Raw genomic sequence first — 24,886 nt, 5'->3', positions numbered from 1 at the left:
TCTGTTTGGCTTCACCTCGATACCTGTCGCTCGCGGAGCGCTGGCCGATGGGCAGTAACCCACTGCTGAAGTGGCTGCTGGTGCCCGTGGCGCTGCTCCTGGTGTGGGTCGGCGTGCGGCTGTCCGCCGATGGTGAATCCCAGCCGCCCCCGCTGGCGGGTGAGGCGGCGCGGCTTACCCCTGACGAGGTGCAGGCGCTGGGCATTGCCGGCGACACGCCGCAGGACACCGTGGCCACCCTGGTGGCGCAGGTAAAGCAGCTGCGCGGCGAGCTGCAGCGCGCGCTGGGCGACAACCGCCAGCACAAGGCCGAGAACGAACGGCTGCGCGCCCGCGAGGGGGCGATTGACCAGCGCATCGAGCAGGCGCTGCAGGCGGAACGCAAGCGGCTGGAACAGTCGCGCGACGAACTGGCCGGCGAACGGCAGGTGACCCAGAGCCTGCTGCAGGAACTGCAGATGCGCCTGGATGCACTGGCGGCCCGGGGTGCGCCTGAGCTGCCGATCGGCTTGGGCCTGGAGCCCGGCGATCTGGCAGGAGAAGCAGTGGGGTTGCGCTGGATTGAGCCGGAAGAGCTGCGCGTCGAATCCCAATCTGCTGGCCAGCCGAAGCCCGTTGGCTTTGGCCTTGCCAGGCCGGAACGCCCCGCGTTGGCCGAGGCGGTAGGAGAGGCGAGCGGGCAAGTACGGCAAGCCCTGAGCGGATCCACCCGAGCCGTCTACACGCTGCCGGCCAACGCCACGCTGATGGGCTCGGTGGCCATGACCGCGCTGATTGGCCGGGTGCCCATCGACGGCACGGTCAACGATCCCTATCCCTTCAAGGTGCTGATCGGCGCCGACAACCTGACCGCCAACGGCATCGAACTGCCCGACGTGGCCGGCGCGGTGGTCAGCGGCACCGCCTCGGGCGACTGGACGCTGTCCTGCGTGCGCGGGCAGATCCGCTCCATCACCTTCGTGTTCCAGGACGGTACGGTGCGCACCTTGCCGGAGGAGGGCAGACAGGCGCGTGGCGGCAGCGGGATGCAGGACGGCCTGGGCTGGATCAGCGATCCCCAGGGCATTCCCTGTGTGAGCGGCGAGCGGCGCAGCAACGCCCAGCAGTATCTGGGCACCCAAGCGCTGATGACCGCGGCAGGCGCCGGGGCTGCCTCGCTGATCTCGTCCGGTAAGGACAGCGTGGCGGTGGTGGCTAGCGGCAACGGCGCGCTGGGCACGGTCGGCATCGGCGGTAGCCAGGTGATGGAGCGCATCCTCGCCGGCGGCGTGCGCGACATGGCCGACTGGGTCAACAAACTCTACGGCCAGGCCTTTGCCGCGGTGTACGTGCAGCCCGGCGCCCGGGTCGCCGTGCACCTGGAGCAGGCGCTGGCCATCGATTACGACGCCCGGGGTCGCCGGGTTACCCATCGGCAGGAGGCCACCCATGCGGCGGAACTGGACTGATCCCGGCCTGTGGCTGCTCGCGCTGAGCCTGCTCGGCGGCTGCGCCACCGACACCCAGCAACTCCTGGCGCGCGACGAGTCGAACATGCTGGACATCTGGCGGCAACAGACCGGCGGCGCGGGGCAGGGGGCCTTGCTGGAAGCTCGCCTGACGCTGCGCCGACCGCTGGAGGAGCACGAGCTTGCGGCGCCCAATGCGACGTACACCCGCAGCGCCGCCAGCGAGATCCGCAGCCAGTTCCCGCGCCTGCCGAATCCCGACCTGGTGATGTACGTCTTTCCGCACTTGGCCGGCAGCGAGCCGGTACCAGTCCCTGGCTACAGCACGGTGTTCCCGTTCTACCAGCGGGTGCAGTACGCGCTGCCGGGCGAACGGCTGGAGGATCTCTGATGCGCTGGCGCGCGGTGGAACCGCAGGTGAGCGACGAGTCGCCGGATGCCTGGAGCCGACACGTCGCGGCGCTGTCCAGTGCTGGCATCGGCGCGCCGGGCGTGACGGGACGACGCCCAGCCACCCAGGCCGAGCATGAGGCGCTGTACGCGGTGGGCCCGTCCTTCGTGGACCGGCTGCCGTGGGCCGAGTACCTGTCCGAGTCCCAAAGCCTGCTGCTCGAAGACGGCCAGTCGGTGGCGGCGTTCTTCGAGCTGCACCCGATCGGCACCGAGGGCCGCGAGCTGGCGTGGCTGTGGCAGGCGCGCGATGCGCTGGAGAATGCTCTGCAGGATGCCTTCGACGAGCTCGACGAGAACCCCTGGGTGCTGCAGTTCTACGCCCAGGATGAAACGGACTGGTCCGACTACCTGCAGACCCTGCAGGCCTACCAGCAGCCGCGCGCCCGGGGCAGCGCCTTCAGCGAGTTCTACCTGCGCTTCTTCGCCCACCACCTGGACGCCATCGCCAAGCCTGGCGGCTTGTTCGAGGACACCACGGTGATGCGCCTGCCGTGGCGCGGCCAGACCCGGCGCGTGCGCATGGTGGTCTACCGGCGCGCCCCGGAAACCGGGACTCGCCGCGGGCCGTCGCCCGAGCAGGCGCTGGCCACCCTCTGCGAACGCCTGCTGGGCGGCCTGGCCAATGCCGGGGTGAAGGCCCGGCGGCTGGGCGCGGCGGACATCCACGACTGGCTGCTGCGCTGGTTCAATCCCAATCCGACTGCGCTGGGCAATGATGCCGAGGCGCGCGAACGCTTCTATGCGCTGACCCGCTATCCAGAGGAGCAGGAAGCGGGGGAGGTGGAGCTGGCCAGCGGCACCGACTTCGCCCAACGTCTGTTTTTCACCCAGCCGCGATCCGACGCCGCGCAGGGGCTGTGGTTCTTCGACGGGATGCCGCACCGCGTGGTGGTGATGGATCGTCTGCGCGTGCCGCCGACGCCCGGTCATCTCACCGGTGAGACCCGCAAGGGTGGCGATGCCGTCAGTGCCCTGTTCGATCAGTTGCCCGAGGACACGGTGCTGTGCCTGACCCTGGTGGTCACGCCGCAGGATGTGCTGGAGGCGCGCCTCAACCATCTGGCGCGCAAGGCGGTGGGCGACACGCTAGCCTCGGAGCAGGCCCGTCAGGACGTGCAGACGGCACGCGGCCTGATCGGCGGCGCCCACAAGCTGTACCGGGGCACGCTGGCCTTCTACCTGTGCGGCCGCGATGTGGCCGAGCTGGATGCTCGGGGTCTGCAACTGGCCAACGTGATGCTCAACGCCGGCCTGCAACCGGTGCGCGAAGACGACGAGGTGGCGCCGCTGAACAGCTACCTGCGTTGGTTGCCCTGTGTGTTCGACCCGGCCGCCGACAAGCGCCAGTGGTACACGCAACTGCTGTTCGCCCAGCACGCAGCCAATCTGGCGCCGGTGTGGGGGCGTAGCCAGGGCACCGGGCACCCGGGCATCACCTTCTTCAACCGGGGCGGCGGCACCGTCACCTTCGATCCGCTGAATCGGCTCGACCGGCAGATGAACGCCCACCTGTTCCTGTTCGGTCCGACCGGCTCGGGCAAGTCGGCGACCCTCAACAACATCCTCACCCAGGTCACGGCCATCTACCGGCCGCGGCTGTTCATCGTCGAGGCCGGCAACAGCTTCGGCCTGTTCGGCGAGTTCGCCGCGCGCCTCGGACTCAGTGTGCATCGTGTGACCCTGGCCCCCGGCACCGGCGTTAGCCTGGCGCCATTCGCCGATGCCCGGCGTCTGGTGGACACGCCGGCGCAGGTCAGTACGCTGGACGCCGATGCCCTGGATGACGACGAGGCAGCGGTTGCCGGCGACGAGCAGCGCGATGTGCTGGGCGAGCTGGAAATCACCGCGCGGCTGATGATCACCGGCGGCGAGGACAAGGAGGAGGCGCGCATGACACGCGCCGACCGCAGCCTGATCCGCCAGTGCGTTCTGGCCGCGGCGCGCCGTTGCCGCACGGAGCAGCGCACGGTGCTGACCCGCGATGTGCGTGACGCGCTGCGCGAGCGGGCCCTGGACACGGCGCTGGCCGAAGTGCGGCGCACCCGTCTGCTGGAAATGGCCGACGCCATGGACATGCTCTGCCAGGGCGCCGACGGCGAACTGTTCGACCGTGACGGCACGCCCTGGCCGGAGGCCGACATCACCATCGTCGACCTGGCGACCTTCGCCCGCGAGGGCTACAACGCGCAGCTCTCGATCGCCTACAGCTCGCTGATCAATACGGTCAACAACATCGCCGAGCGCGACCAGTTTCTCGGCCGGCCGATCATCAACGTCACGGACGAAGGGCACATCATCACCAAGAACCCGCTGCTGGCCCCCTACGTGGTGAAGATCACCAAGATGTGGCGCAAGCTCGGCGCCTGGTACTGGCTGGCGACCCAGAACATCGACGACCTGCCGCAGGCGGCCGAGCCGATGCTCAACATGATCGAATGGTGGATCTGCCTGTCGATGCCGCCGGCCGAAGTGGAGAAGATCGCCCGCTTTCGCGAGCTCTCGCCGGCGCAGAAGGCGCTGATGCTCTCGGCGCGCAAGGAAGCCGGCAAGTTCAGCGAGGGCGTGATTCTCGGCAAGTCGCTGGAACTGCTGTTCCGCGCCGTACCGCCCAGCCTGTACTTGGCGCTGGCCCAGACCGAACCGGAAGAGAAGGCCGAACGCTACCGGCTGATGCGGGAACACGGCATCAGCGAGCTGGAGGCGGCGTTCCGGGTGGCCGAGCGGATTGATCGGGAGCGGGGGATTGAGCCGTTGGCTGGAGCGTTTGGGTGCCTTGCGTATGAGTGATGGCTAAATCTCCAGCCACTCTCGCGCAGACTGTCCCATGTTCTTCACATCCCAGCCGTGCCGGCCATAGTCGAAACACCTTCCGGACTCATCCCAAGCGATCAGCTGAGATTCGTCACTGATCTCCAAGCGTACCTTGGACTGAAGCCTGTAGAAGCCAAGGGGCGCCAGGTGATGAACCGCCAGATCGGCCAGGCATGCGGGGCTCATTTGCAGACGAGTTGGCCAACAGCCGTGCGTTGCCCTGAACCCGTCAAGCGCCTGCAGCGTGCGGACAAGGTTGCCGCCGTGCTGGACCACTTCACCATCGGACGGAAAAGCCACCTGGAGCAGCCGCTCAAGCACAGGCTTGTCGGCCGCCCCGTTCAGCATCTCTCCGAGCTGTTTCACCGGTACCAGACTGACGGCCTGGCTCTCCCAGCCCATTGCGGCGGGTGAACCGCCTATCCGCTTGGCCAGATAGAGCCGGGTGCGGGTCGTTGTGCGATCGAAGTCGCCCAGCCAGCCGGTGAGGCGCACCTGTAGTCCTGCCTCCTCCCAGCATTCACGGATCGCCGATGCTTGCAGGCTCAGGCCACCATCAACGCGACCTTTAGGGAACGTGGCCTGGTAGCCACCGAACTGATTGGTGGGATGCACCAACCAGACCCTCCCATCCGGCTCGAGGATGACCGCACCGGCAGCCGGCTTCTTTCCACCGATTTCCATCGGTTCTTCGATCTCGTCGTTGAGCCCATCCACGTAATCCCATCCCTCGGTGGTGCGTGGGTGGTAGACCCAGGGCGACAGGGCAATGCCGTTCAGTTCGTCCGGCACCGGGCCATCGGGCACAGCCGTGGCGGTGACGGCGGGATCAGCCCAGGCCTCCATCGACGATGGTGTGCTCGGATGCTTGATGACGACGGGTTTTCCCGCTTCATCAGGGCGGGGATGAATGATCGGCATGCGGCTTTCTTCTGGCTTTTCATGAGTAGATCAAGCAGGGCGCTCATCGTAAATCGGTAGGCTGCCACCTGCTCAGCGTCTTCGAGCAGGTCATACGGCGCAGAACCAGCCACATCGTATGTAGCTCGCAGCCCTAGTTCACATAATCCTCACGATCGTGAGGATTTACTTGCTTAATCGCTGCGTTGCTCATAATCCTCACGACCATGAGGATTAAGACATGAAGCACAGGTTGGATTCCGCCTCGCAGCTGGGCCCTGTCGTCCGGGCGACGCGCAAGGCCCTTCGGCTCCGCCAGGATGATGCGGCCGGCGCCATTGGCGTCAGTGAGAACTTTCTGGGGAAGGTTGAGCGTGGCGATGACTCCGTTCAATGGAGCAAGCTCTTCCAGGTCTTGGAGCAGCTGGGTATCCGCCTGTACGCCGACATTCCGGCGGAGGCCGAAGCTCTGCTAGACGCCGAGATGAAGAAGCTGGCTGCCCGACTCAAGGAGACGCCCTGATGTCACGGATGCTGCACGCCTGGATCATTGCAGGCGGGGCTTCAGCGGGATAGCGGGACCACCCGCTCGGTGCAATGGTATTCGACAACTTTCGTCCAGAAGAAGGCCAGAGAACGCTGCTGGCCGGGTCGGCACGGCTCGATGCCTTTGATGCCCTTGCACTGCTGGCGCATTACGGAGCCGAGTCGGCCGGCTCGGTGACGCTGCTTCCCGATGATGAGCCCAGGCTGGCTCGCGCAACGCATAGATTGACGGATGAGGCGCTGTCCAGACGGATCCAGCAGATGCCTCACATCCCGCTGACCTATGAAGCGAAGAAGCGGATGTCACTGGCCGGAGCGCAACACAAGCTGGCTGTGATTCTTGAGCATGACGAACTCTACGAGCCGGAGGGTCTGTCTAATGCAAGCGCGCGATTGGGGGCCTAGGTAGGCTGGTCATTTGCCAATCTCCTGTTCGGTTAGTTTCCTGAGCCTGTTGTCGAACGTCTTGCGCGGTAGCATCAGCAGCTTCGCCGCCTTGACCTTGTTGTTGGAACTCCTTTGCAAGGCCGCTCGATACCACGCCAGCTCATGGGCATCGAGCCTGGTCTGCACATCGGTGGGCAACTGGCCGGCCAATGCGGCGGTATCGTCAAGCCCAGTGCCTGATGCTCGTGGTGTCGGGAGGGCTGCTAGTGACTGGTTCAGTACATCGTCAACTTCGCAACCAGCAGCTAGTGCCGCTAGCAGGTGATATGCCACACGCTGCAAATCGCGGAAATTACCGGGCAAAGTGTTTGTCTGCAGGTTCTGCAACAGAATCGGATTGCTGGCAAACCGTTGCCAGCCATCAGGCGAGACGCCACTAGACTTTACAGTGTTCTCCAAGGTCTTAGCCCAGAAGCGCGGTATGTCCTCAAGGCACTCTCTGAGCGGAGGTGCCCGCAGTACGAAGGTGCTGATGCGGTCGAAGAAGTCCGGGTCGAGCACTTCATCCTGCAGCCTAGCCAGATTGCAGTTGGTCGCGCATATCAGGCGAAAGTTAGAGAGCAGCGTCACCGTCCCGCCGATGCGCTGGAAGCCACGTCCTTCCAGCGCTGCCATGAGCATGCGCTGAGTGTCGCGATCAAGGTCGGCGATCTCGTCCAAAAACAGCGAATCGCCATCAGCACTTTCCAACAAGCCTTTATGCAGTTTCTCAGCGCCCGTAAAGGCGCCTTTCTCATGTCCGAATAGTCTGGCTTGGGCCAGCTGTGGGTTAACCCGAAATTGGCCGCAGACCACCGAGGGCCAGACCTTTACGTCGTCCCGCTGGAACGGGCTGCTGGCCCGCAGCAGGTTGGCCAGGGTGGTCTTGCCTGTGCCTCGCTCGCCCAGTAGCAAAACCGGGACCCGCAGTGGCGCCCAGCGCTTGAGCTGGGTAAGCGCATCACGCAGGGCAGGGCTGCGTGCTTGTAGCGGATCGATGCTGTGCCCGGCATCATCGCTTCCGGCACTCTTGGGCCATGTCCGGCGGTAGCGTTGCAGCCAGGTGTCCAGTTCAAATGCCAGCACTTGGACCTGTGATTGGCCAGGCTCTACTTGATCCTTCTTGCGCGTCTGGATCATCTGTAGCGGCCCTTCAATGTAGCCGGTTGACCCAAGCGTCAACCAGACAGCGTGCATGGCTGGTGTGCCAGGTGACAGGTGCACGGTAATCAGCGCCTCGGGGTTCTCATCTCGCACCCTCGACAGGGCGCTTTGAGCGAAGGCTCGAACCGCTTCATGGTCAGTGGGTGGCGCATGGGTGTCCCAGCGCAGTGGAATGATCTCCGGGCATTGCTTAAAGACTTTGCCCAGCTCCTGTTGGGTGTGTTTGAGTGCCGCCTTACTCGTGTCATCGCCCGGTGTGTTGCGCCAGCACAGGTACAATCGGTCGAAGCGCTGTTCTTTAGGCCAGGCAGACGGGGTTAATGCCGTGATGATCGGGGCGGCACCGTTATTGACGCTGACCCAGCTAATCAGCACTGCTCGCTGCTTGGGTTCTCGGTTTCTCATGTGCGCTCCAGCACAAGTCGTGCGCCCAGTTGCGCTGCGGTACTGCGGGCCTGCTCCAGCTCCTCACTACGACGTATAACGACATATTTGAGGCCTTTGTGCTGATATGCCGGTGGGTCGAAGGGGACTTGCATCCGCTCTTTTACCTGCTTGCCATCCCGTACACGATCATGCTCTACCAAACGTTTATATTCGGTAGCTCCCGCCGGCAGTCGTGGCGCCTTGACTTTCCAGTGCAAGGTCAGTCGTTGCACTAGCTCTCCGGCTGTGTCAGCGATTGGTGTCTGGGGAGCGGGCGCGCTGTCGAGGCTCAGTGCGTCGCTGGCCTCGACATCAGGTAGCACCTTGTCGCGGTGTTCAACCACGCACATCACTCCATCACGCAGGCCTTTGTTGGCGGGGCAGAAGTCGCCCAGGTGTTCACCGCGGCAGGCGTCTGCCCGGTAGATCCAGGGGAAGGTGTCGATCCACTCACGTAGGGTTTGCTCGACAGCTGCTGCGCTCAAGGCCGGAAGCTTCGCCCCAACCTCGAAACCGATATCAAGGCCAATGGCATCGAAGTTGGCGGTCATAACCATGGCCTCCCCGTCTACTACCAGCGCCTTGGCATGCAGCTTGTCGTGCGCTAATACTTGGATACCGGCGCCAGCCAGCTTTTTCGCTCCGGCCGCAACGGCCGGACGTGGCCGCGTCAGAACGCAGACCCGCACGCCCCGTTCCGCCGCCCGGACCAGCTCGCCAAGTACCGCATGATCGGCATTGAGGCCGTAGCTGCTGACCAAGACCTCCCGCTGTGCGCCATGGATCATAGCGATCACCGCTTCGCGAAGTTCATTGCTGCCCTGCAGGGTTGCCACCACCTGGCCATGCACTGGGCGTCTGGGCATGGCTGGAGGTGCCTTGATCTCTACTAGCCTGTTGGCGCTACGCAGCTCGCGCTGGGCTTCGCACCAGAATGCCCAATGGAAGCACTCTGCCAAGGCCTGGGCGCCGTCTTGCTCCAGCTGCACGCCTAGTTCAATGCTGTCCTGCAATGCTTTGTTGAAGTTGGCTGTGGAAAGCCAAGCCCTTGCCGCATTCTGTCGGTGAGCGTCAATTACTAGGAACTTGGCATGTATATGTTCGGCAGAGCGCAGTAGTACTTTTCCTGCAAGTCGGGCGAGTAATGTCTTGTGCTGCTCGACCATTCGCTTGCCAAAATCGTCTTCGTCATCTATTAAGCTGTCCAGGCGTTGCTCAGAAGCGGTGATGACGTAGACCCGTACACCACGCTCTGCCGCCTGAGTCAGGGCAGCGGCGAGGCGCTCATCGGCGAGCAAGAACGAGCAGAGCAACACCTGCTCCTCCGCTTCGTCGATAGCCTGTACCAAGGTGTCTCGAAACCGCAGTTGCATGCCGGTGCGCCAGACGTGCGACGACACCTGCTCGTGCTGCTCGGTCATAGTGGCGGCGCGGCGTAGCCAGCCAGGGCCGAGAGGTTCGCCGGTAAGGTCGATGACAGCCTGGCGCGGCAGAGTATCGATGATCATGATTCAGCTCCAGAGTCCGAGGTCGTAAGGCGCGAGCAGAAAAGTGCTACGGTGATCGCGTTCGCCATTGAGTGCTCTGGCGAGCAGTTCATCTGGCGTGGCCAGGCGCGGCTGGTGATAGGGGAAAAGTTGGCGCTGGGCGTCCGCCATCTCGATCAATTGCATTGGTGTGACATAGTCCTGGATCGACTCCCATTGCAGCCATTGCGCCCAAGCACTGGCATTTGGAGTGTCCGCGGGAACGAGCGACACTGCTTTTAAATGGGTGGACTGAAAGGTGCCAAAGTGATCCCACTTTAAAGCAGGGACGGCTACATCGCGGTTGAATACCTTGCGCGCGACAGCGTCCAGTTCGGCAAATGCCGAGGGCAGAATGAGTTCTCCAGTGCGTTCATGCCAGTGATCAAGTGTCTCTATGTCGATTGAAGTGGCAAAGGCAGCCAGCGCCTTCCAGAGGTGCTCGTAACTGGGGGCAACGGTCTTGGCGGGGGAGAGTGTTGCGTCAATCCGCTGCTCGGCTTTTTTGCCAATGCCCGACAACACACCCGTCAGCTTGATCTGGGGTTGAGCCTGAGGTGTCCATTCGAGTGTCAATTCGAGAGTGCTGTCGGGGGCGTTCACGCCTTGATGAGGCAGCGCCTTAACCTGCAGCAGCTGCCCATCTGCAACCGAAATCGCCGCAGGGTCGGACAGGCAGGCTTTGAGCAGGTTAGGTGTGGGGTGGGCACTTGACCTGAATGTCGTCTGCTTGCCGGCTTCCTTGCGGTTGTCATTGCGGACCTGCTGGGCGCGGTCGGTTTCCAAGCGCTGGGCATGCAGCAAGTGCTGCGATATTAGCGGATCGTCCACCGTATAGAAGCGCCAGACGCCTTCCTCGGGTACCAGAACCTGACCTGCCGCCAAGGCTTGTTCGCCAGCCCAGGAAAGTTGGGCATAGTCACCCTGCCCTAAACTTTCCAGCAAGCCGAGATCGATACAGCGCTTGAGGACTTGCCGACCCATGGCATCAGGGCAGTTACCCAGTAGTTCGTCCAAGATGTCCTGACCATTGATAGGCCGGTCGAGGTCGTAGGCCAGCTGTGCGACAGCGAGAAATTCTGGACGTTCACGACCAACAGCCACGGTGGCCTGGGCCTCAAAGCACTTAATGTTGACGACGCGTTTGAGCTGTATCATGGGTTGTCCCATCCGAAGTCTTTGGCGTAGTGGGGCGAGGAGGCTAGCCCACGCAGTAGGTCGGAACGGCAGCGCTCGGAGTCCATCCAGCGACGATGGCCGATCAGCACCAACTGGAAGCGGGCGCGGGTAAGAGCCACGTTGAGGCGGTTAGGGCTGTTGAGGAAGCCGACGCAGCCGGACTTGACGAAGGAAAGCAGCACCAAGTCGGCCTCATGGCCTTGGAAACGGTCGACGGTGCACAGGGCGACTTCGACTCGGCCGTTGTGGAGGGTGAAGTGTCGAGTGTTGGCCCGTTGTCCACTGAGCGTTTGCAGGCGTTTGCGCAGTTCGTGCTCCTGTCCTTTATAGAAGGTCAGGGCAGCTACTTTCCATGGCGCTTGGGCGTTGCTCCCGCTGCGGGGTGCATGTTTGGCCCAGTCGGCGAACGCGGTAAGCTCATCCATGAGTGCATCCGCCTCGGCCAAGTTGCGGTTGCCCCGGCTTTGACCGCCTCGTGGCTCTGGGCGTGGTGCTATATCCAGCCACACTGCACGACGACCATAGTGTTGATAGGTCCAGTGCCGATCCAGGCTGCTGGCATCGTTGAGCAGGCCGCCCCCTGCATAGAATTTTTCACGCGGGAACGCTGAGATATCTGGGTGCATGCGGTGTTGGAAGCTAAGTGAGACACAACGCTGCTCTTGCACTTGGCCGGGTAAGCCGTGGGTCAAAGCCGTCTCTTTATCCCAACCAAGGCTACCGGCCCCGACCTGGAGGATCTCCAGAATTGAAGTCATAGCCACACGGCGCATCTGTTCAAGGTTTTCCCTCAAGTGCGGTGTGACTGCCTGAGTAGTTGCAGCTTTTGGCAGCAGGGCTTGAAGTTCGTCCAGCAGGCGTTGCTGTTCGCTTGGGTTGTGCCGCAGTTCATAAGCGCGGACTTGGCGCCAAGCCACTTCATCGGCCCAACTGGCTGGAGCTTGCTGATTTTCAATTCCGCAAGCTCGGCGGTGGGCCTGCCAGTCGGGGAGCAGCGGCACTGCCTCGTTGAAAAGGTGCAGGTCGCCGGGTAGGCGATGCTCCCAAGCACAGAGCGTTTCGGCACTGGCGCAGACAATCTGGGCGCCGACAAGCGGCACGCAGGGTTGTGCCAGATCATATGTGTCGAGGTCGACCGCAGGTACAGCTCGAGCCTCGGCCTCCTCGATTTGCAACTGTCGCTGCTCGGCCGAACCGAAGGCTAGCAGTGAGCTGCCGCGCTTCCGGTACCCCTGTTCAGAGGCCTGGAAAGCATACGCCGCAGCATTGGCAGCGGCGGAAGGCAGCAGGTTGCGTACGTTTTCCGCCAGATCAGTTTCATCGACGAAAGGTGAGAGCTGGCGTCGGTCTCCCACTATGACCCAGCGCCGGGCAAACAGAGCGGGCACTAGGAACTCGCTGAAAGTAGTTTTTGAAGCTTCGTCAAGAATCAGGACATCGAAGGGCTCCAGGTGACGGCTCTGCTTGATGCTTGGGTGCTGCAAGATGCCAATGGTGGTCGCGCAGACGAGGTTGGAGGCCTCCAGCATCATATTGGCTAACGCCGATTGCTTGTCGCTGCGTAGTGCCTGGCCAAGCAGGGTACGGCTGTTCGCGCCCAGTGCGCTACCTGCACCCGGTTTATCTAGGAAATCAAGGATTTCGCCTTTGCAGGTGCGAACCAGTCGGTTCAATGCCCACGGACGGACTGCAGCCGAAGCGATGTTGTCTTCATCGCCGATACGCAATGGCATGACCAGCTTCTGTTCGGCTTGGTCTTGCCAACTCATGAGGTTCTCCAGCACGTTGTCGACGGCGACATGGGTGGAGGCGACCAGCAGCACTCGTTTGTCTTCGCGGGCCAACTGCAGTATCAATTCACAGATGGCGGTGGTCTTGCCAGAGCCTGGAGGTCCCTCCAGCACAGCGTAATCAGGTGTAGCCAAAGCGCGGGTGACGAATGTGCGCTGTTCCTGAGTGCCATCCCGTAGGCCGCCGTCGACTTGCCTGCGCAGAAAGACCCACTCGCCTTCGGTCAACATACGTGGCTTTGGTGTTTCCCAGGTCGGTCGAGTGGAGGCTAGGCGGACCAGTGGCGCCAAACGCGGCGAGGGTAGGTTTTCCAGCTGCTCCAAGGCGTTTTTCTGGCATTCCAGCGGCCAAGTGTTGGTTCTCAGGTAGATCAGTGCCTGCGGCGTTTCTGTATCTGCGTTAAGAATGGTGGGGAGTCGCTCGACTTTCAGGGCCAGCCGCTCATGATCGCTGGCGAGGATTGCTATTTTGTTCTGAGGATTCCAAAACAGTTGGCCCCGACTCCGCTGCGGCTCGCGCTCGTGAATGTCCCGAGCCTCCAGAAAGGCCTCGAAGGTGGCGTCCGGCTCCTCTTCGAATCCAGGGCGGGGTTCGAGGATGATCCATTCACCACCAATGGTTTCTTTGAGTTCGATTCGATCTCGACGCCGGGCAGGCTTTCGAGATGATTGCCGAGAAGCTGCGCGCCTACTTGCCTGCTGCTGAATGGCGCACCTCTCCGTCTCTGTCGGCAGGCGCCAGGCAAGTATGGGCGAGCGTTGCTCGGCGGCTTTGATGGCGGTGGTTAGGTAGCGACGGTAAGGGGCCCACTGCGCGCCCGTTTCGCTGAGCGCACGCTCCCATTTTCCAATTCCGGGGAGTGACATGTAGCAATGGCTGGCCATAAGGCGTTTTCCTTTCTTGCCGGTTCGATCTTCCTAGAGCAGCTCTCGTGCCAATGTCCTAATTTAATTTAACCCTTTGATTTACAAAGAATTCTATTGAGCCTTTGGGGTTTTTATAGGCCTGATTTGGCCATATTCCGGCGATATTAGGCCAGGTGGATTGCCGGAGCGAAAGAGGGGAGCGTAGTTGTCGTGTGTTACAACTAGCCCGCGACCTAGATGCAAGTCACGCCCAGCAACGGAGGCGAGGATAGTGACGTCCCCCCCCCAGGCAGCTTGCATGAAGGCCAACAGACGATACTGCCGGCCCCGACCTTGGCGTCTTCGCCAATCTCGATGTTGCCGAGGATTTTCGCGCCTGCACCTATCATTACGCCGCTGCGCACCTTGGGTGACGGTCACTGCTCTCCTTTACCAGTTCCACCCAGCGTCACGCCTTGCAGGATGGACACATCGTCACCCACCTCGGCGGTTTCGCCGATGACGATGCCGGTGCCATGGTCCAGAATGATGCCGCTGCCGATCCGACTGGCCGGGTTGATATCTATGCCCAGTCGCTCGTTGCAGCGCGCCTGGATGAACATCGCCAGCAGTCTTCCGCCCTGTCCCAGTAGTTCATGACCGATGCGGTAGGCCTGCAGCGCCAGGAATCCCTTGGAGAACAGGAAGACCTCCAGCGCCGTGCCGAACGCTGGGTCGCGCATCACGATGGCATGCAGGTCGCACCAAGCCGCTTCGGCCAACCGGGATGCTGACGATGGATCCCGGCAAAGCGATCCGTCAGCACTTGCCGCTGCTTCACATCATCCGCCAGGGCCTTAGCAACCCGTTGGGAGAGCGCATCAGCGGCCTGCTGCCGTCAGGATCTGGCTAGAGACCGAAAGGACCAAGCGAAACCGGACATCCCAGGCTTCCTATTCGCGGTCGCCAGTTCACCCTATCCCGCGCTGCACTACGAGAGTGAAGAGCTTTCGAGTGCCGCGCCATGCTTCGCCTTCTTCTTTCGCACGCTTATCTTGGGCTTTTGCTGCTGGCCCTGACCTCGGCCGGTGCGCTGGCCGAATCGATTACCGCTGCCTCGCCGGTCTGGGTCATCACCGATCGCTGGCATCCCGTACGAGGTGAAGCCGACCGACTGATCGAGCTGGATGCGCCGACTCGCATCGAGGAGGATCTTTCCAGCCGGCTTTCGAGTGATCCCGGGCGGGCGCATGTACAGGTACGGAGCCGCTTGCGGGGCGATGTGTATCAGGGCCTACTGCAGGCGTACCAGGACGTCACCGAAGCCTGGCGCCTGGGTGTCGCCAAGATCCCTGCAGTGGTGGTGGACGGGCGTTATGTGGTCTACGGCGAGCCCGATGTGGTTCGGGCGGTTGACCGGGTCGAGCAGTGGCGGAAGGCGCAGCCATGAAGCGCTCGGCTTTCGCTTCCGTTCGGTGGCGGTTCGGCGTGGCGCTGCTCACGCTGGGTTCTGCCCCGGCCTTCGCCCTGAATACTGCTGCCATCGTGGCTGCGGCTTTGTCACCGGACTGTCTGGAGTACCGCATCAGCGGCATCTGCTATTGGCTGTACTGCACGCCGTTTGGCTGCAGCGTGCGGACCTCGGTCAGGGTCAGCCATTACGTTCCGGACGCGGTGGTTTCCAGCTATTCGAACACGGGCGAGAACTCGTGGGCCGAGATGGCCGTATTGAGTCCACCGAACGCTACAGCCCGGGCTGGCGGCGACGGCACTACCAATCAGGCGCATGAGAACAATCTGGCGCGCTTCAAAAACGCCGATGTGATCGGCCATCCGGCCGGGGCGCTGTTCAGCCAGTTCGCCGGCAGCATGGGTTACAGCTGCGAAGGCGCCGGCACGGCGTTTCGTCCCTACCTGCTGAGCACGTTCGATACCCCGGCCTGGCGTTACAACCTGCCCGAATCCCTGTACCCGGAGGCGCTGACTCCCGGGCTCCGTGAGATCGGCTCGCGCCAGTCCGGCAATCTGTGGGGCGCCGTCTACCCGCGTGGCGGCTTTCTGCATCAGGTGGATGACTACAAGGCCGCCGCCGTGGTGGCCCAGCGCGCCGCTGACATCGTCACGCGCCGGAACCAGATCCACGCATATCAGCCGTTGCTGGGCGAGGCGCGCGACGGCTACTGGCCGGCCGGTGGGTTGCTGGAGGGCGATGCCAGCACCGGCAAGTGGCAGGAGCTGACGCCGACGCTGTCCGACCGCTGCGCGGTGTTTCCCCATGACCTACCCAGGCAACAGGCCCAGCGCGGCGATTACGCCTGGGCGCTGTGGCGCCCTTATAGCTGCTGTCAGCGGCAGGGGCAGGTGCTGCTCGGCAGCGTGGAGCTCCCGTGATGGAGAGCGCACTGATGCGTCTTGGCCGAACCCTGCTGTTGGCGGGATGGATGGGGTCACTGGGTGCTTACGCGCAGACCGTACAGCAGCAGGGCAGTGCGATCGGTGACGATGTGCTGTACAGCATCGGCGGCGGTCGCGCGGTGTCGATGAGCGGGGCGGCCAACATGCGCTCGCTGGGCGTGGGCCTGGGCTGGAACAGCAACCTGATCTGCGGCGACCTGAGCCTGACCACCACCCTGCAGAACCAGCTGAACGGCGTCACCGACGGCTTCCAGAGCATCATGTCCACGGTGATCCAGAACGCCACGGCGGCGGTGGCCTCGCTGCCGGCGCTGATCATTCAGCGCGCCGATCCCGGTCTGTACAACCTGCTCACCAACGGTGTGCTGCAGGCGCGGCTGGATTTCGATCGCTCGAAGATGACCTGTCGCGCCATCGCCGGGCGGATGGCCGACATGGCCGGCGGGCAGCTTGGCTGGGATCAACTGGCCGAGGGCATGGCGCTGAAACAGGCCGTGGCCGGCGGCGATGCGGTATCGGCCATCGACATGGCCGAAGCCAGTCGCGGCAATCAGGGCGTGCCCTGGGTGGGCGGCGAGCCGGCTGGCGGCACGGCTCAGCGCCCGGTCAGCCTGGTGGGTGACGTGACCCGCGCCGGCTTCAATCTGCTCAACGGGCGCGCCGCCACCGAGGCGGATCCCATCGCACCGACTGACTGTGCCGGCAACCTGGCCTGCGAGACCTGGCGTTCACCCGATGCCGCAGCCGCCTGGGCGGTGCGGGTGCTGGGCGAGCAGGAGCAGCGTACCTGCGATTCCTGCGCCAAGACCGTCACCACGCCCGGCGCCGGCCTGACGCCGCTGATCCAGGAGGAATTTGAAGAGCGGCTGCAGGTGCTTCAGGAGCTGGTCGATGGCAGTCGACCAACCCGTATCAATGACCTGCGCGCCGCCGGCAGTGTGTCGCTGCCCATCACCCGGGGCGTGATCGAGGCGCTGCGTGATGAGCCGGATCAGGAACTGCTGGTCCGCCGCCTGGCTTCAGAGATCGCCCTGGCCAGCGTGCTGGAGAAGGCCTTGCTGCTGCAGCGCACGCTGCTCACCGGCCGCAAGGAGCCGAATGTGGCGGCCAACGAGCTGGCCCAGGCAGCCATCACCCGCGAGAGCGACCTGCTTGAACGCGAGATCCGCAACCTCAAGACGGAGCTGGAGCTGCGTCACGAGCTGGCCAACAACGCGCCGATGATGATTATCCAGCGGCATGGCCGGCGCGCCGCCGGCTCACGCGGTGTCTATGAAGGGGACCCGCTGCGCAACCGTCTCGATCTGTTGCAGCAGCCCGGAGGAACGCCATGAGCGGGCTGCGCCGATTGCGGCCGCTGGCCGGTGCATTGGCCTGGGTTCTGGCGCTGCTGATTGTCAGCCTGCTGACGAACCTGATCGGTATCCGCCTGGCGGGTGATGTTGCCGGCTGGCAGCACTGGCTGAGCGCCCACAGCGGCGTGTTTCTGGGCTGGCGAGTGCTGCTGTATGCCGGGACGGCTTGGGGCTGGCTGTGGATGCGTCGGCGGCTGCGTGCCCGTGAGCCGGGCGGGGCTGCCGCCGGACGACTGCTGCGGGTCGAGGTCGCGGCGGTGCTGGTGCTGCTCGCGCTGGAAGCCAGCCTGCTGCTGTCTGCGTCGCGGAGCGCCGTATGACGCTCTTCACCGGTGACTACCTGGAGTACTACCTCACCCTGGTGAGCTGGTTGATCCATAACGGTATCTGGATGGTGCTGGTCGCCAGCGGCGTGTTTGCGCTGCCATTCCTGGCCATCGTGCTGCAGGAATGGCTGAAGGCCCGCGCGGAAGGGGCAGACGAGGGAAACAAAGGCGTGCTGTCCGCGGCGCGCATCGAGAACCGGGTGTTCGTGGCCATCGGGGTCATCCTGTTCGCCGGCGTTCCGTTCATCGATGTCGACTTCTCAACGATCCAGCACGACCGCTCACGCTCGCAGCAATGCCAGGTCAACGTGCCGGTGCCGAGCGATACCGGCTGGTCGCAATCGTTTAGCACGCTCAACAACCAGTCGGCCAGGGTGCCGGTGTGGTGGTTCTTCATGCATGCGCTGTCGCGCTCGATCACGGGAGCCGCGGTGGCGGCGATTCCATGCGGCACGGACTTGCGGCAGATGCGCATGGACATCGACGCGACGCGCATCGATGACCCGCTGCTGGCACAGGAGGTGAGCGACTTCAGTCGTGACTGCTACGGTGCGGCGCGGGCCCGGCTGTTCATGCGCCGGCCGAGCCTGAGCGATGAACAGATGCACGACGTGAGCTGGATCGGCTCGAACTACTTCGTCGATACCGCAGGTTTCTACGACAGCTACCGCTCCGCAAGGCCGCGAGCTGCCTGGACCTTCGATGCCTTGCGTGATGCCGGCCTGGCCGAATTGCCCGGGGCAGGGGGCTACCCAACCTGTCGGGAGTGGTGGACCAAGCCGGACCTCGGTCTGCGGGCACGCCTGCTGGCCCAGGTCGACCCGGGGCTGCTGAGTCGGCTGGCCGGCTGGGCGGGGTTTCTCAGTCCGCAGCAGGTGGGCGATTCGGTGATTCGCGCGCTGGCGGCGCCTCGGCAGCAGAAACTCAATCAGGGGGCGGTCTACACCGATTACGGCGGCCAGGTGGAGATGACCCGCACCAACATCGTCACCCGCGCCGCCGGTGACCTGGGATTGTCGCTGGGCGCGCTGGGGTACTTTCCAGCCATGGACGTCGTTCGTCAGGCGCTGCCGATGGTGCTGGCCCTGCTGAAGATGGCGCTGGTAATCTGCATTCCGCTGGTGCTGCTGATCGGCACCTATGACCTGAAAACCCTGGTCACGGTGAGCGTGGTGCAGTTCGCGCTGTTCTTTGTGGACTTCTGGTTCCAGCTTGCCCGCTGGCTCGACTCGACCATCCTCGATGCGCTCTACGGCTGGGGTTTCGGCTGGAACCGGCCGTACAGCAACTTCAACGCGCTGATGGGACTGAACAACGCGTTCGGGGACATGCTGCTGAACTTCGTGATGGCCACGATGTTCATCGTGCTGCCGTCGTTCTGGATCGGGGCGCTGGCCTGGGCGGGGGTGAGGGCGGGCAATTTCACCTAGATGATGATGACGTCAACCACAGGCGGGAAAGAGAACGGTGGTAAGGCTGTCGATAAGCTTCTTCATTAATTCTCGGGCTCATCGTTGTCGATTCGGGTTTCTCCGCTATAGAGACCAAATCCGGACCAGCCCATTCGCCACTCTGGTTTTTCATTTTCGGAACGCAGTGGACGGCAGACCATCCAGGCGACCAGTACCAACACAGCCACCAGCAATCCCACCCAAAATGCGACGTACAACAAACCGCCCATTATCAGCAGCCGCACAAGCCATAGGCCGCCGATAGCGATCGCTCGCGGCACGCCACGCTCAAGCGCTTGGGCTACTGTTTGGCGTTCGCGCTGGCGATAGGCCTGCCACCCTCCACCCAGCCAGTGGCCAAAGCGCTCTGCCTTGCTATAACGCGACTGTATGGTCATGGTGCTTGCTCGATCAATTACTCCGGTGCGCTCCAGTTATCCTGGCTGACCGCCTCCAGCGCGTCCCAGTTACTAGACGGTGGCTTCATCTGAGCGATATTTAGAAAACCGCGTGCAGCATCGTTGACCAAGCGTAGATGATCTACCGTGACCTGTGAGTCGTGGCGAAAGAAGAACCGGAATCGCCAGTCGGCCCTTTGGACAAGGCACCGAATCGCTCACGGTCGCCATTGTTTGCTCCTTGATGAAAAGCCAGCATCGTGCTGGCTTTTTGTTTTATAGGAATTACTCAGCCTTGTCCGACGGCAGGCTAATTCTCATCAAGCACGTAACAAAGACGAAATCCTACCTTTACACCTTTATATGCCATAGTGCTGTGCACGGGGTATAGACCGCGCGATATTTCGGCCCCCAGGGCTTTTCCCGTAGCAGCACATGCCATGCGTGCAAAGTGGTCTTCATGTTCGAACAACCACTCGAAGAATCCTCGCTCCACGAGGAAAGGAATCCCGCTTGCACTGTTAGTAACCTTTAAATCCGGGCCATATGTCAGCGACCAGTCTGGCCGCCTATGTGGTCCTGGCTCAGTGAGCTTTTTCTCAGGCCATCCCAGATACGAATCTTGAACAGAGGGCTCGGGCGCAACTTCAAACCACTCCTCGGTGGTCATAAGCCGGACCGGCACGCCAGTGCGCTGCTCGAAATGACGGCAATACGCAATGGCATCCAGCCAGCTGACAGCCGCAGGATAGTCATTGGAAGTCTCCTCATTGATCGAGAATATCTCATCTCTGCTTCGGATGGAGCCATCGACCGTCTGGATTCTTTTATTGCGAATCTCCCGCCAATCCGAGTGATCCAGATATTCGAACAACTCCTTGATGGTCACGAGCGGCGACACCATCAGCGTTCTATTCTTCAGGCGGTGGGGGAAGAAGCCCTCCAATGTCTTACCCGTCTTCGGGTTTGGCTTAATATAGCCTTGGGCAAGCAACTCTCTCTGATGCAGGATGTCATATCCTGGCCAGCACTGCACAGTACCTCCCTGCTCATAGTGGCGAGCCTCGGCATCATGCGTCAGCTTTTCAAACCATATATCGGTAGCGTAGTAAATATGTGCGTTCCACCGGATCTTCTCATCCATGGCGGATGGGAGCTCGTTTCTGGTTAACAGAGGATGCAATGTATTCCCGGTAAACGCCTCGGCACGCTGGTTCCTGACCACCCAATCGAACTCGCCATTGGCCCCCCGCAGGAAGACGATGTTGTCGTTGCCTGGCAGGGGGATGACATCCACCCATCCTAATGACGAGCTTTCAATCTCGCGTCGAAATTGCTCGAATATGCAATTGTAGAGATCCACTGCGGGTTTTTGCATCTGATAGGCAGTAATGACCGGATCACCGTCTGCAGGTTCCACCAGGTTGTCGCCAATTAAGTTAAAGCAACTGCCTACCTCGGCGGGCAGCGCGTGAATCAGCCACTGGCGTCCGGTCATTTCCTGTTTGATGTTCCATCCCTGGCGCAGTGGCGCGTCGCTGCGAAGAACTGATGTCAAGCCTGCCATGCAAAAATCAACAATATCCTTGCTATGCACAGAATCAGGCCACAGGTTGCAAAACTCCCATGTACTGTACCCCGAGGCGTAAAGATGCGAGCCAACACCCGTAAATATCCGTTTGGGCAGAGGCTTACCCGATGTGAAGAGACGTTGCGAGACTTCTACAGCGGTCAGACTGAACATGGCATGCTGATTACGATTTCTCCAGGAGATCAAATCGCTGGGCGTCGTCATCCCGTGTTCGGACAAGAAACTTTTTATCCTCGGCAACTCAACATCTAGCCAATAGTCGTACGACTTGGCGCCCAGTGCATTGGCGAGCGAATTCAGGAGCGCTTTTGATTTTGCAGTGGGTCCGTGCGGCTTAGGCAAAGACTGACGTAATTCATCCGCAGACTGCCTCAAATCCTCGCATTCCAGTCCAGCCAGATGCATCGACCAGTAGCGAGTAGACAGACCCTTTTCGTTGTTAGGTTTTTCAACGAGAACATATACGTTGTTGCGTTTTGCACACAACAGATTGGAACCGCTCATCATCAAATCTCCAGCCACGGCTAAACACCGTGCTGCCTCAGGCAATAGGGCATGGATTCAGGGGATTTGGAGAGGGAGGTCTTGGGACCTTTGAGCTGATGAGCTGAGGAGGCAACTTCCCAGCCGTGGTTGCTCTGGAACCACACGCTTAGCGATGCGCCTAGGCTACCGAAACACAGTGCGAGGGGCAACCCTTGAGCATCAGCGTATAGCCAACAGCTAAAGACCGCCGCTTTCCTGACTGAATCACATGCAGCTATCAGGGTCAGATCGTCGTCATCACACCGCAACTGGGCTACCTGGCCGGAGGCTGAGCACGCAATGTGCTTGCCGCTTCTTCCACGCCGCGTACTCCGAAAGGCGCAACCCGTAGCGTGCCAGCACTCAACACGCAGCCGGTGCAGTTCCTCAGTTATCAACGTCAGAACGCCTTGTTGTTCGCTCGGTGTAACGCAGACGCACTAGCTGGCCCTGACTTACAGGACGAATTCTGGTCCGTATATTGCTCTCCGATTTAAGCTTCAAAAGGACCAGCCTCAGCACGGATTGGCGCTGGCGGACTGATCCTCGTTGCCCTAAAAACAGATCCCAAAGGGGACGAGGCAAGGGAATGGCGGCAAGGGGAAAGGCCCTATCCGAAAAAGGCAAAAGGTCGCGCTGGCTGCGTCCAGTGCTGTTCGCGCTGTTTCGGCAGAAGCCAATCAAGACGGCGGCTATCCAGCAAGAGGTCGGAACAGGTCCGGCGCTTCCGGAGCAACTGCTCCTGCCTGAGTCTGCCAGCAGACTCCTGGCAACACCCCGGCGACACCACTTGCTGGAGCATATCTGGCAGCGGACGTCGCTTTCGCACCAGCAATTCGCCGCGCTTTACCAGGAGCCGCTCGAGCGCTACGCCGAGCTGGTACAGCAGTTGCCGGCCTCGGAGACGCACCACCATGCCTACCCGGGCGGTATGCTGGATCACGGACTCGAGATCGTCGCGTATGCGCTGAAGCTGCGGCAATCTCATCTGCTGCCCACCGGCGTGACTCCAGAGGCGCAGGTCGCCCAGGCCGAGGCCTGGAGCGCCGCGGTTGCCTATGCGGCGCTGCTGCACGACATCGGCAAGATCGCCGTCGATCTGCACGTGGAATACGAAGATGGCCAGATCTGGCATCCGTGGCATGGCCCGTTGCGGCGTCCCTACCGTTTCCGCTATTGCGCATCCCGCGAGTACCGCCTGCACGGCGCCGCCACCGGGCTGCTCTACACCCAGGTGCTCGATCGCCACATCCTCGATTGGCTCAGCGGTTTTCCGGAGCTGTGGGCGGCATTGCTCTATGTGCTGGCCGGTCAGTACGAGCACGCCGGTGTTCTGGGCGAACTGGTCAGCCAGGCAGACCAGGCCTCGGTCGCCCAGGCCCTGGGCGGTGATCCGGCCAAGGCGATGGCTGCGCCCCGACACGCTCTGCAGCGCAAACTGCTCGAGGGACTGCGCTACCTGCTGCGGGAAACTCTGACGATCAACCAGCCCCAGGCTTCGGACGGCTGGCTGACCCCGGATGGTCTGTGGCTGGTCAGCAAGACGGTATCCGACAAGCTGCGGGCGCACCTGTTGTCGCAGGGCGTTGATGGCATTCCCAGCAGCAACACGGCGGTCTTCAATGTGCTGCAGGAGCATGGCATCGCGCAACCCACGCCCGAGGGCAAAGCCATCTGGAAGGCCACGGTGACCAGCCCCAGTGGCTGGAGCAACAGTTTCACCTTCCTGCGGCTTTCACCCGCGTTGATCTGGGAGCCGGATGAGCGGCCAGAGCCTTTCGTTGGCACTCTCGTGATGGACGAACCGAAGGCGCTGCCGGATCAGGACTCGACGCCGGCATCCGACGGTCCCCCACCACAACCACCCGACGCTGAGATCGTGCCAGAGCCGGCCGATGCGGTGGGCGATCTGTTGGCGATGCTTGGGGTAGAAGAAGTTGGGCCGGAGCCTACGCCTGCGGTTGGCACACCGGTCGACGCAACTCCATCCGGGGAGCACTTCATCGCCTGGCTGCGGCAATCGATCCAGTCGCGTCGCCTGATCATCAATGATGCCAGAGCGCTGGTGCACACAGTGGCCGATACGGCGTATCTGGTGACTCCCGGGGTGTTCCAGCGCTATGCCCAGGAACACCCACAAAGCGCCTATCTGGCGAAGCGAGAGGGTCTGCCGGACTGGGAATGGGCGCAACGGCGCTTCGAGAAGCTGCGTCTGCACCGCAAACAGCCCGACGGGCTGAATATCTGGCATTGCGCGGTGAGCGGCTCGCGTAGAACGCGGACGCTACATGGCTACCTGCTGGCGGACGCCGGGGTGCTGTTCGATGAGCTGCCGCCGAACAACCCGTATCTGCGTCTTGTGGAGTAGGGCGAAGCACCGATGAGTCGCTGTGCCGCCAATAGTGCCGAGCGACAGAGTCGCTATCACTGCACAATTACCGCCTTTGCCAATGATTCCCGCATGCGCAGCGATTCCTTTTGCGCCTCCACGAGCAGCTGGTCCCAGTCATCCGGCGGGTGCCCACCCTCCAGCATTCTGCGGAACACCCGGTAGGCGTCGTCGCTACTTTGGTAGGCCCGTTTGGTGTCCTCGTCATTCACCCAGGCGTAAACAATCACCTTGCTCGGCGCGTGGTAGCGAAAGAACAGCCGGTACTGCTGAAAGAACTTGGCCCGAAACCAGTGCTTGTGATCGTCACCCAGGGTCGCACCCTGACGGTATTCCGCTCGCGCCGGATCTTGTGGAATAGCGTCAAACGCCAGCTTGAGGATCGCGGCCAGTCGTTTACTGGCGTTCTTCTGCATATACCCGACGGGGTCCTTTTGCTTAAGGGACTCGACCTGCTGCGCCAGTGCTTCAATCTGTGCAAGGAAGAGGGGATGAGCAAAAACAGTCCAGCCGTGAATGACCAGAGGTTCGGGCTTTCCTGTGCTCATTCATCGTCCGCCGACAGGGGAGTATCGAGATCGACATCGACCCCGCCGACCAATGATTGCAGCCGCTGGACGAGGCCGGCATCCACAGATTTCAGCCGCTCGGGATGGCGGGTGAGGTCGGCAGCCAGAAAGCCGAGGAATTGACCGAGCACCGGATCGTCGTCAGGGATATCGGCACGCGTAAGCACCACCTCTCCGCCGGGGCGAATGGTGTAGTGAATCTTGTCGCGCCTGCCCAGCTTGAGGGCGCGACGGACGGTTTCCGGCACCGTGGTTTGGTAGCGATCGGTAAGGGTGGATTCGGCTTCGAGGGACGCGGCCATGGCAAATCTCCTGCGGATCAGGGCTGTTGATCGCATGGTAATGCGAGTGC

General features: G+C 62.2%; 19 protein-coding genes and 2 pseudogenes. 11 read left to right on the top strand and 10 right to left on the bottom strand.

Translation table 11 applies throughout. The annotated features are described in order from the left end of the window. Window positions 1-47 precede the first annotated feature (47 nt). From PT85_RS13815 to PT85_RS13805, 3 genes are read left to right on the top strand one after another with little or no spacing between them, the layout of a single operon-like run. On the top strand, window positions 48-1,448 hold the full coding sequence (locus PT85_RS13815) for a TIGR03752 family integrating conjugative element protein (RefSeq protein WP_039606969.1): 1,401 nt from the start codon (window positions 48-50) through the stop codon (window positions 1,446-1,448). After that, window positions 1,429-1,839 carry a TIGR03751 family conjugal transfer lipoprotein gene (locus tag PT85_RS13810; RefSeq protein WP_039606968.1) on the top strand — a complete coding sequence of 137 codons (411 nt, stop codon included), beginning with the start codon at window positions 1,429-1,431 and terminating at the stop codon, window positions 1,837-1,839. The genes PT85_RS13815 and PT85_RS13810 overlap by 20 nt, the downstream gene beginning before the upstream one ends. Continuing rightward, window positions 1,839-4,688 (top strand): conjugative transfer ATPase, encoded by a 2,850-nt coding sequence (locus PT85_RS13805; protein WP_039606967.1) that lies wholly within the window; start codon window positions 1,839-1,841, stop codon window positions 4,686-4,688. Before PT85_RS13810 ends, PT85_RS13805 begins: the two co-directional genes overlap by 1 nt. A 3-nt stretch (window positions 4,689-4,691) precedes the next feature. Here PT85_RS13805 and PT85_RS13800 read toward each other — a convergent pair whose 3' ends face one another. After that, window positions 4,692-5,633, bottom strand: coding sequence for an NUDIX hydrolase (locus PT85_RS13800; RefSeq protein WP_065365792.1), 942 nt, complete (start codon window positions 5,631-5,633; stop codon window positions 4,692-4,694). A gap of 220 nt (window positions 5,634-5,853) precedes the next feature. Here PT85_RS13800 and PT85_RS13795 point away from each other — a divergent pair, with 220 nt between their 5' ends. Both PT85_RS13795 and PT85_RS13790 read left to right on the top strand, forming a co-directional pair. Further along, a complete protein-coding gene (locus tag PT85_RS13795) occupies window positions 5,854-6,135 on the top strand; it encodes a helix-turn-helix domain-containing protein (RefSeq protein WP_039606966.1) in 282 nt (93 codons plus the stop codon). A gap of 74 nt (window positions 6,136-6,209) precedes the next feature. Next, window positions 6,210-6,563: a HipA N-terminal domain-containing protein gene (locus tag PT85_RS13790; protein WP_039606965.1), complete on the top strand. Its 354-nt coding sequence runs from the start codon at window positions 6,210-6,212 to the stop codon at window positions 6,561-6,563. Between the two features lie 9 nt (window positions 6,564-6,572). Here the strand turns inward: PT85_RS13790 and PT85_RS13785 are convergent, their stop codons facing one another. The 5 genes and pseudogenes from PT85_RS13785 to PT85_RS13765 all read right to left on the bottom strand — a co-directional run. Then, on the bottom strand, window positions 6,573-8,153 hold the full coding sequence (locus tag PT85_RS13785; protein WP_039606964.1) for a sigma-54-dependent transcriptional regulator: 1,581 nt from the start codon (window positions 8,151-8,153) through the stop codon (window positions 6,573-6,575). Then, window positions 8,150-9,682 (bottom strand): phospholipase D-like domain-containing protein, encoded by a 1,533-nt coding sequence (locus PT85_RS13780; RefSeq protein ID WP_234702707.1) that lies wholly within the window; start codon window positions 9,680-9,682, stop codon window positions 8,150-8,152. The genes PT85_RS13785 and PT85_RS13780 overlap by 4 nt, the downstream gene beginning before the upstream one ends. Window positions 9,683-9,685: 3 nt before the next feature. After that, a complete protein-coding gene (locus PT85_RS13775) occupies window positions 9,686-10,858 on the bottom strand; it encodes a hypothetical protein (RefSeq protein WP_039606963.1) in 1,173 nt (390 codons plus the stop codon). Further along, entirely contained in the window at window positions 10,855-13,554 is a 2,700-nt protein-coding gene (locus tag PT85_RS13770; protein WP_039606962.1) for an AAA domain-containing protein, read from the bottom strand. Before PT85_RS13770 ends, PT85_RS13775 begins: the two co-directional genes overlap by 4 nt. A gap of 284 nt (window positions 13,555-13,838) precedes the next feature. Beyond that, window positions 13,839-14,377: pseudogene (locus PT85_RS13765) on the bottom strand (serine O-acetyltransferase); the annotation flags it as partial. Window positions 14,378-14,539: 162 nt separating this feature from the next. Between PT85_RS13765 and PT85_RS13760 the strand changes: the two are divergent. The 5 genes and pseudogenes from PT85_RS13760 to PT85_RS13740 form a co-directional block, all read left to right on the top strand. Beyond that, a complete protein-coding gene (locus tag PT85_RS13760) occupies window positions 14,540-14,965 on the top strand; it encodes a TIGR03757 family integrating conjugative element protein (RefSeq protein ID WP_039606961.1) in 426 nt (141 codons plus the stop codon). After that, window positions 14,962-15,906, top strand: a complete 945-nt coding sequence (locus PT85_RS13755; RefSeq protein WP_039606960.1) for a TIGR03756 family integrating conjugative element protein — start codon at window positions 14,962-14,964, stop codon at window positions 15,904-15,906. Before PT85_RS13760 ends, PT85_RS13755 begins: the two co-directional genes overlap by 4 nt. 14 nt (window positions 15,907-15,920) lie before the next feature. After that, window positions 15,921-17,264, top strand: a complete 1,344-nt coding sequence (locus PT85_RS13750) for an integrating conjugative element protein (protein WP_407681097.1) — start codon at window positions 15,921-15,923, stop codon at window positions 17,262-17,264. After that, the gene (locus PT85_RS13745) at window positions 17,261-17,605 is read left to right on the top strand and encodes a hypothetical protein (protein ID WP_039606958.1); all 345 of its coding nucleotides are present in this window, start codon (window positions 17,261-17,263) and stop codon (window positions 17,603-17,605) included. Before PT85_RS13750 ends, PT85_RS13745 begins: the two co-directional genes overlap by 4 nt. Beyond that, a pseudogene (locus tag PT85_RS13740) lies at window positions 17,602-19,032 on the top strand (conjugal transfer protein TraG); the annotation flags it as partial. The gene PT85_RS13745 and the pseudogene PT85_RS13740, both read left to right, overlap by 4 nt. 74 nt (window positions 19,033-19,106) lie before the next feature. Here PT85_RS13740 and PT85_RS17810 read toward each other — a convergent pair. Both PT85_RS17810 and PT85_RS13735 read right to left on the bottom strand, forming a co-directional pair. Next, entirely contained in the window at window positions 19,107-19,460 is a 354-nt protein-coding gene (locus PT85_RS17810; protein WP_074467520.1) for a DUF3742 family protein, read from the bottom strand. 310 nt (window positions 19,461-19,770) lie between these two features. After that, complete coding sequence (locus PT85_RS13735) at window positions 19,771-21,555, bottom strand: formylglycine-generating enzyme family protein (RefSeq protein ID WP_139182023.1); 1,785 nt, start codon at window positions 21,553-21,555, stop codon at window positions 19,771-19,773. A 673-nt stretch (window positions 21,556-22,228) separates the two neighbouring features. On the opposite strand from PT85_RS13735, the gene mobH reads away from it, so the two are divergent. Continuing rightward, window positions 22,229-23,944 (top strand): MobH family relaxase, encoded by a 1,716-nt coding sequence (gene mobH, locus PT85_RS13730; protein ID WP_039607048.1) that lies wholly within the window; start codon window positions 22,229-22,231, stop codon window positions 23,942-23,944. 56 nt (window positions 23,945-24,000) lie between these two features. Here mobH and PT85_RS13725 read toward each other — a convergent pair whose 3' ends face one another. Together PT85_RS13725 and PT85_RS13720 are read right to left on the bottom strand one after the other, a co-directional pair. After that, complete coding sequence (locus tag PT85_RS13725; protein WP_039606956.1) at window positions 24,001-24,513, bottom strand: type II toxin-antitoxin system YhaV family toxin; 513 nt, start codon at window positions 24,511-24,513, stop codon at window positions 24,001-24,003. Beyond that, entirely contained in the window at window positions 24,510-24,836 is a 327-nt protein-coding gene (locus PT85_RS13720; protein ID WP_039606955.1) for a type II toxin-antitoxin system PrlF family antitoxin, read from the bottom strand. Before PT85_RS13720 ends, PT85_RS13725 begins: the two co-directional genes overlap by 4 nt. Between the last annotated feature and the right edge of the window lie 50 nt (window positions 24,837-24,886).

Origin of the sequence: Pseudomonas flexibilis (assembly GCF_000806415.1) — a bacterium.
Taxonomy (GTDB): Bacteria; Pseudomonadota; Gammaproteobacteria; order Pseudomonadales; family Pseudomonadaceae; genus Serpens; species Serpens flexibilis.
Note: the sequence above shows the minus strand (reverse complement) of the source record. Positions and strands in the feature narration are given on the sequence as shown.

Bases quoted from the DNA above. Each gene is read 5' to 3' on its own strand.
- PT85_RS13790 (WP_039606965.1), top strand. From the start codon at position 6,210: ATGGTATTCGACAACTTTCGTCCAGAAGAAGGCCAGAGAACGCTGCTG.
- PT85_RS13795 (WP_039606966.1), top strand. From the start codon at position 5,854: ATGAAGCACAGGTTGGATTCCGCCTCGCAGCTGGGCCCTGTCGTCCGG.
- PT85_RS13720 (WP_039606955.1), bottom strand. From the start codon at position 24,836: ATGGCCGCGTCCCTCGAAGCCGAATCCACCCTTACCGATCGCTACCAA.
- PT85_RS13725 (WP_039606956.1), bottom strand. From the start codon at position 24,513: ATGAGCACAGGAAAGCCCGAACCTCTGGTCATTCACGGCTGGACTGTT.
- PT85_RS13780 (WP_234702707.1), bottom strand. From the start codon at position 9,682: ATGATCATCGATACTCTGCCGCGCCAGGCTGTCATCGACCTTACCGGC.
- PT85_RS13735 (WP_139182023.1), bottom strand. From the start codon at position 21,555: ATGAGCGGTTCCAATCTGTTGTGTGCAAAACGCAACAACGTATATGTT.
- PT85_RS17810 (WP_074467520.1), bottom strand. From the start codon at position 19,460: ATGACCATACAGTCGCGTTATAGCAAGGCAGAGCGCTTTGGCCACTGG.
- PT85_RS13760 (WP_039606961.1), top strand. From the start codon at position 14,540: ATGCTTCGCCTTCTTCTTTCGCACGCTTATCTTGGGCTTTTGCTGCTG.
- PT85_RS13805 (WP_039606967.1), top strand. From the start codon at position 1,839: ATGCGCTGGCGCGCGGTGGAACCGCAGGTGAGCGACGAGTCGCCGGAT.
- PT85_RS13785 (WP_039606964.1), bottom strand. From the start codon at position 8,153: ATGAGAAACCGAGAACCCAAGCAGCGAGCAGTGCTGATTAGCTGGGTC.
- PT85_RS13750 (WP_407681097.1), top strand. From the start codon at position 15,921: ATGCGTCTTGGCCGAACCCTGCTGTTGGCGGGATGGATGGGGTCACTG.
- PT85_RS13815 (WP_039606969.1), top strand. From the start codon at position 48: ATGGGCAGTAACCCACTGCTGAAGTGGCTGCTGGTGCCCGTGGCGCTG.
- PT85_RS13800 (WP_065365792.1), bottom strand. From the start codon at position 5,633: ATGCCGATCATTCATCCCCGCCCTGATGAAGCGGGAAAACCCGTCGTC.
- PT85_RS13775 (WP_039606963.1), bottom strand. From the start codon at position 10,858: ATGATACAGCTCAAACGCGTCGTCAACATTAAGTGCTTTGAGGCCCAG.
- PT85_RS13810 (WP_039606968.1), top strand. From the start codon at position 1,429: ATGCGGCGGAACTGGACTGATCCCGGCCTGTGGCTGCTCGCGCTGAGC.
- PT85_RS13745 (WP_039606958.1), top strand. From the start codon at position 17,261: ATGAGCGGGCTGCGCCGATTGCGGCCGCTGGCCGGTGCATTGGCCTGG.
- PT85_RS13770 (WP_039606962.1), bottom strand. From the start codon at position 13,554: ATGGCCAGCCATTGCTACATGTCACTCCCCGGAATTGGAAAATGGGAG.
- PT85_RS13755 (WP_039606960.1), top strand. From the start codon at position 14,962: ATGAAGCGCTCGGCTTTCGCTTCCGTTCGGTGGCGGTTCGGCGTGGCG.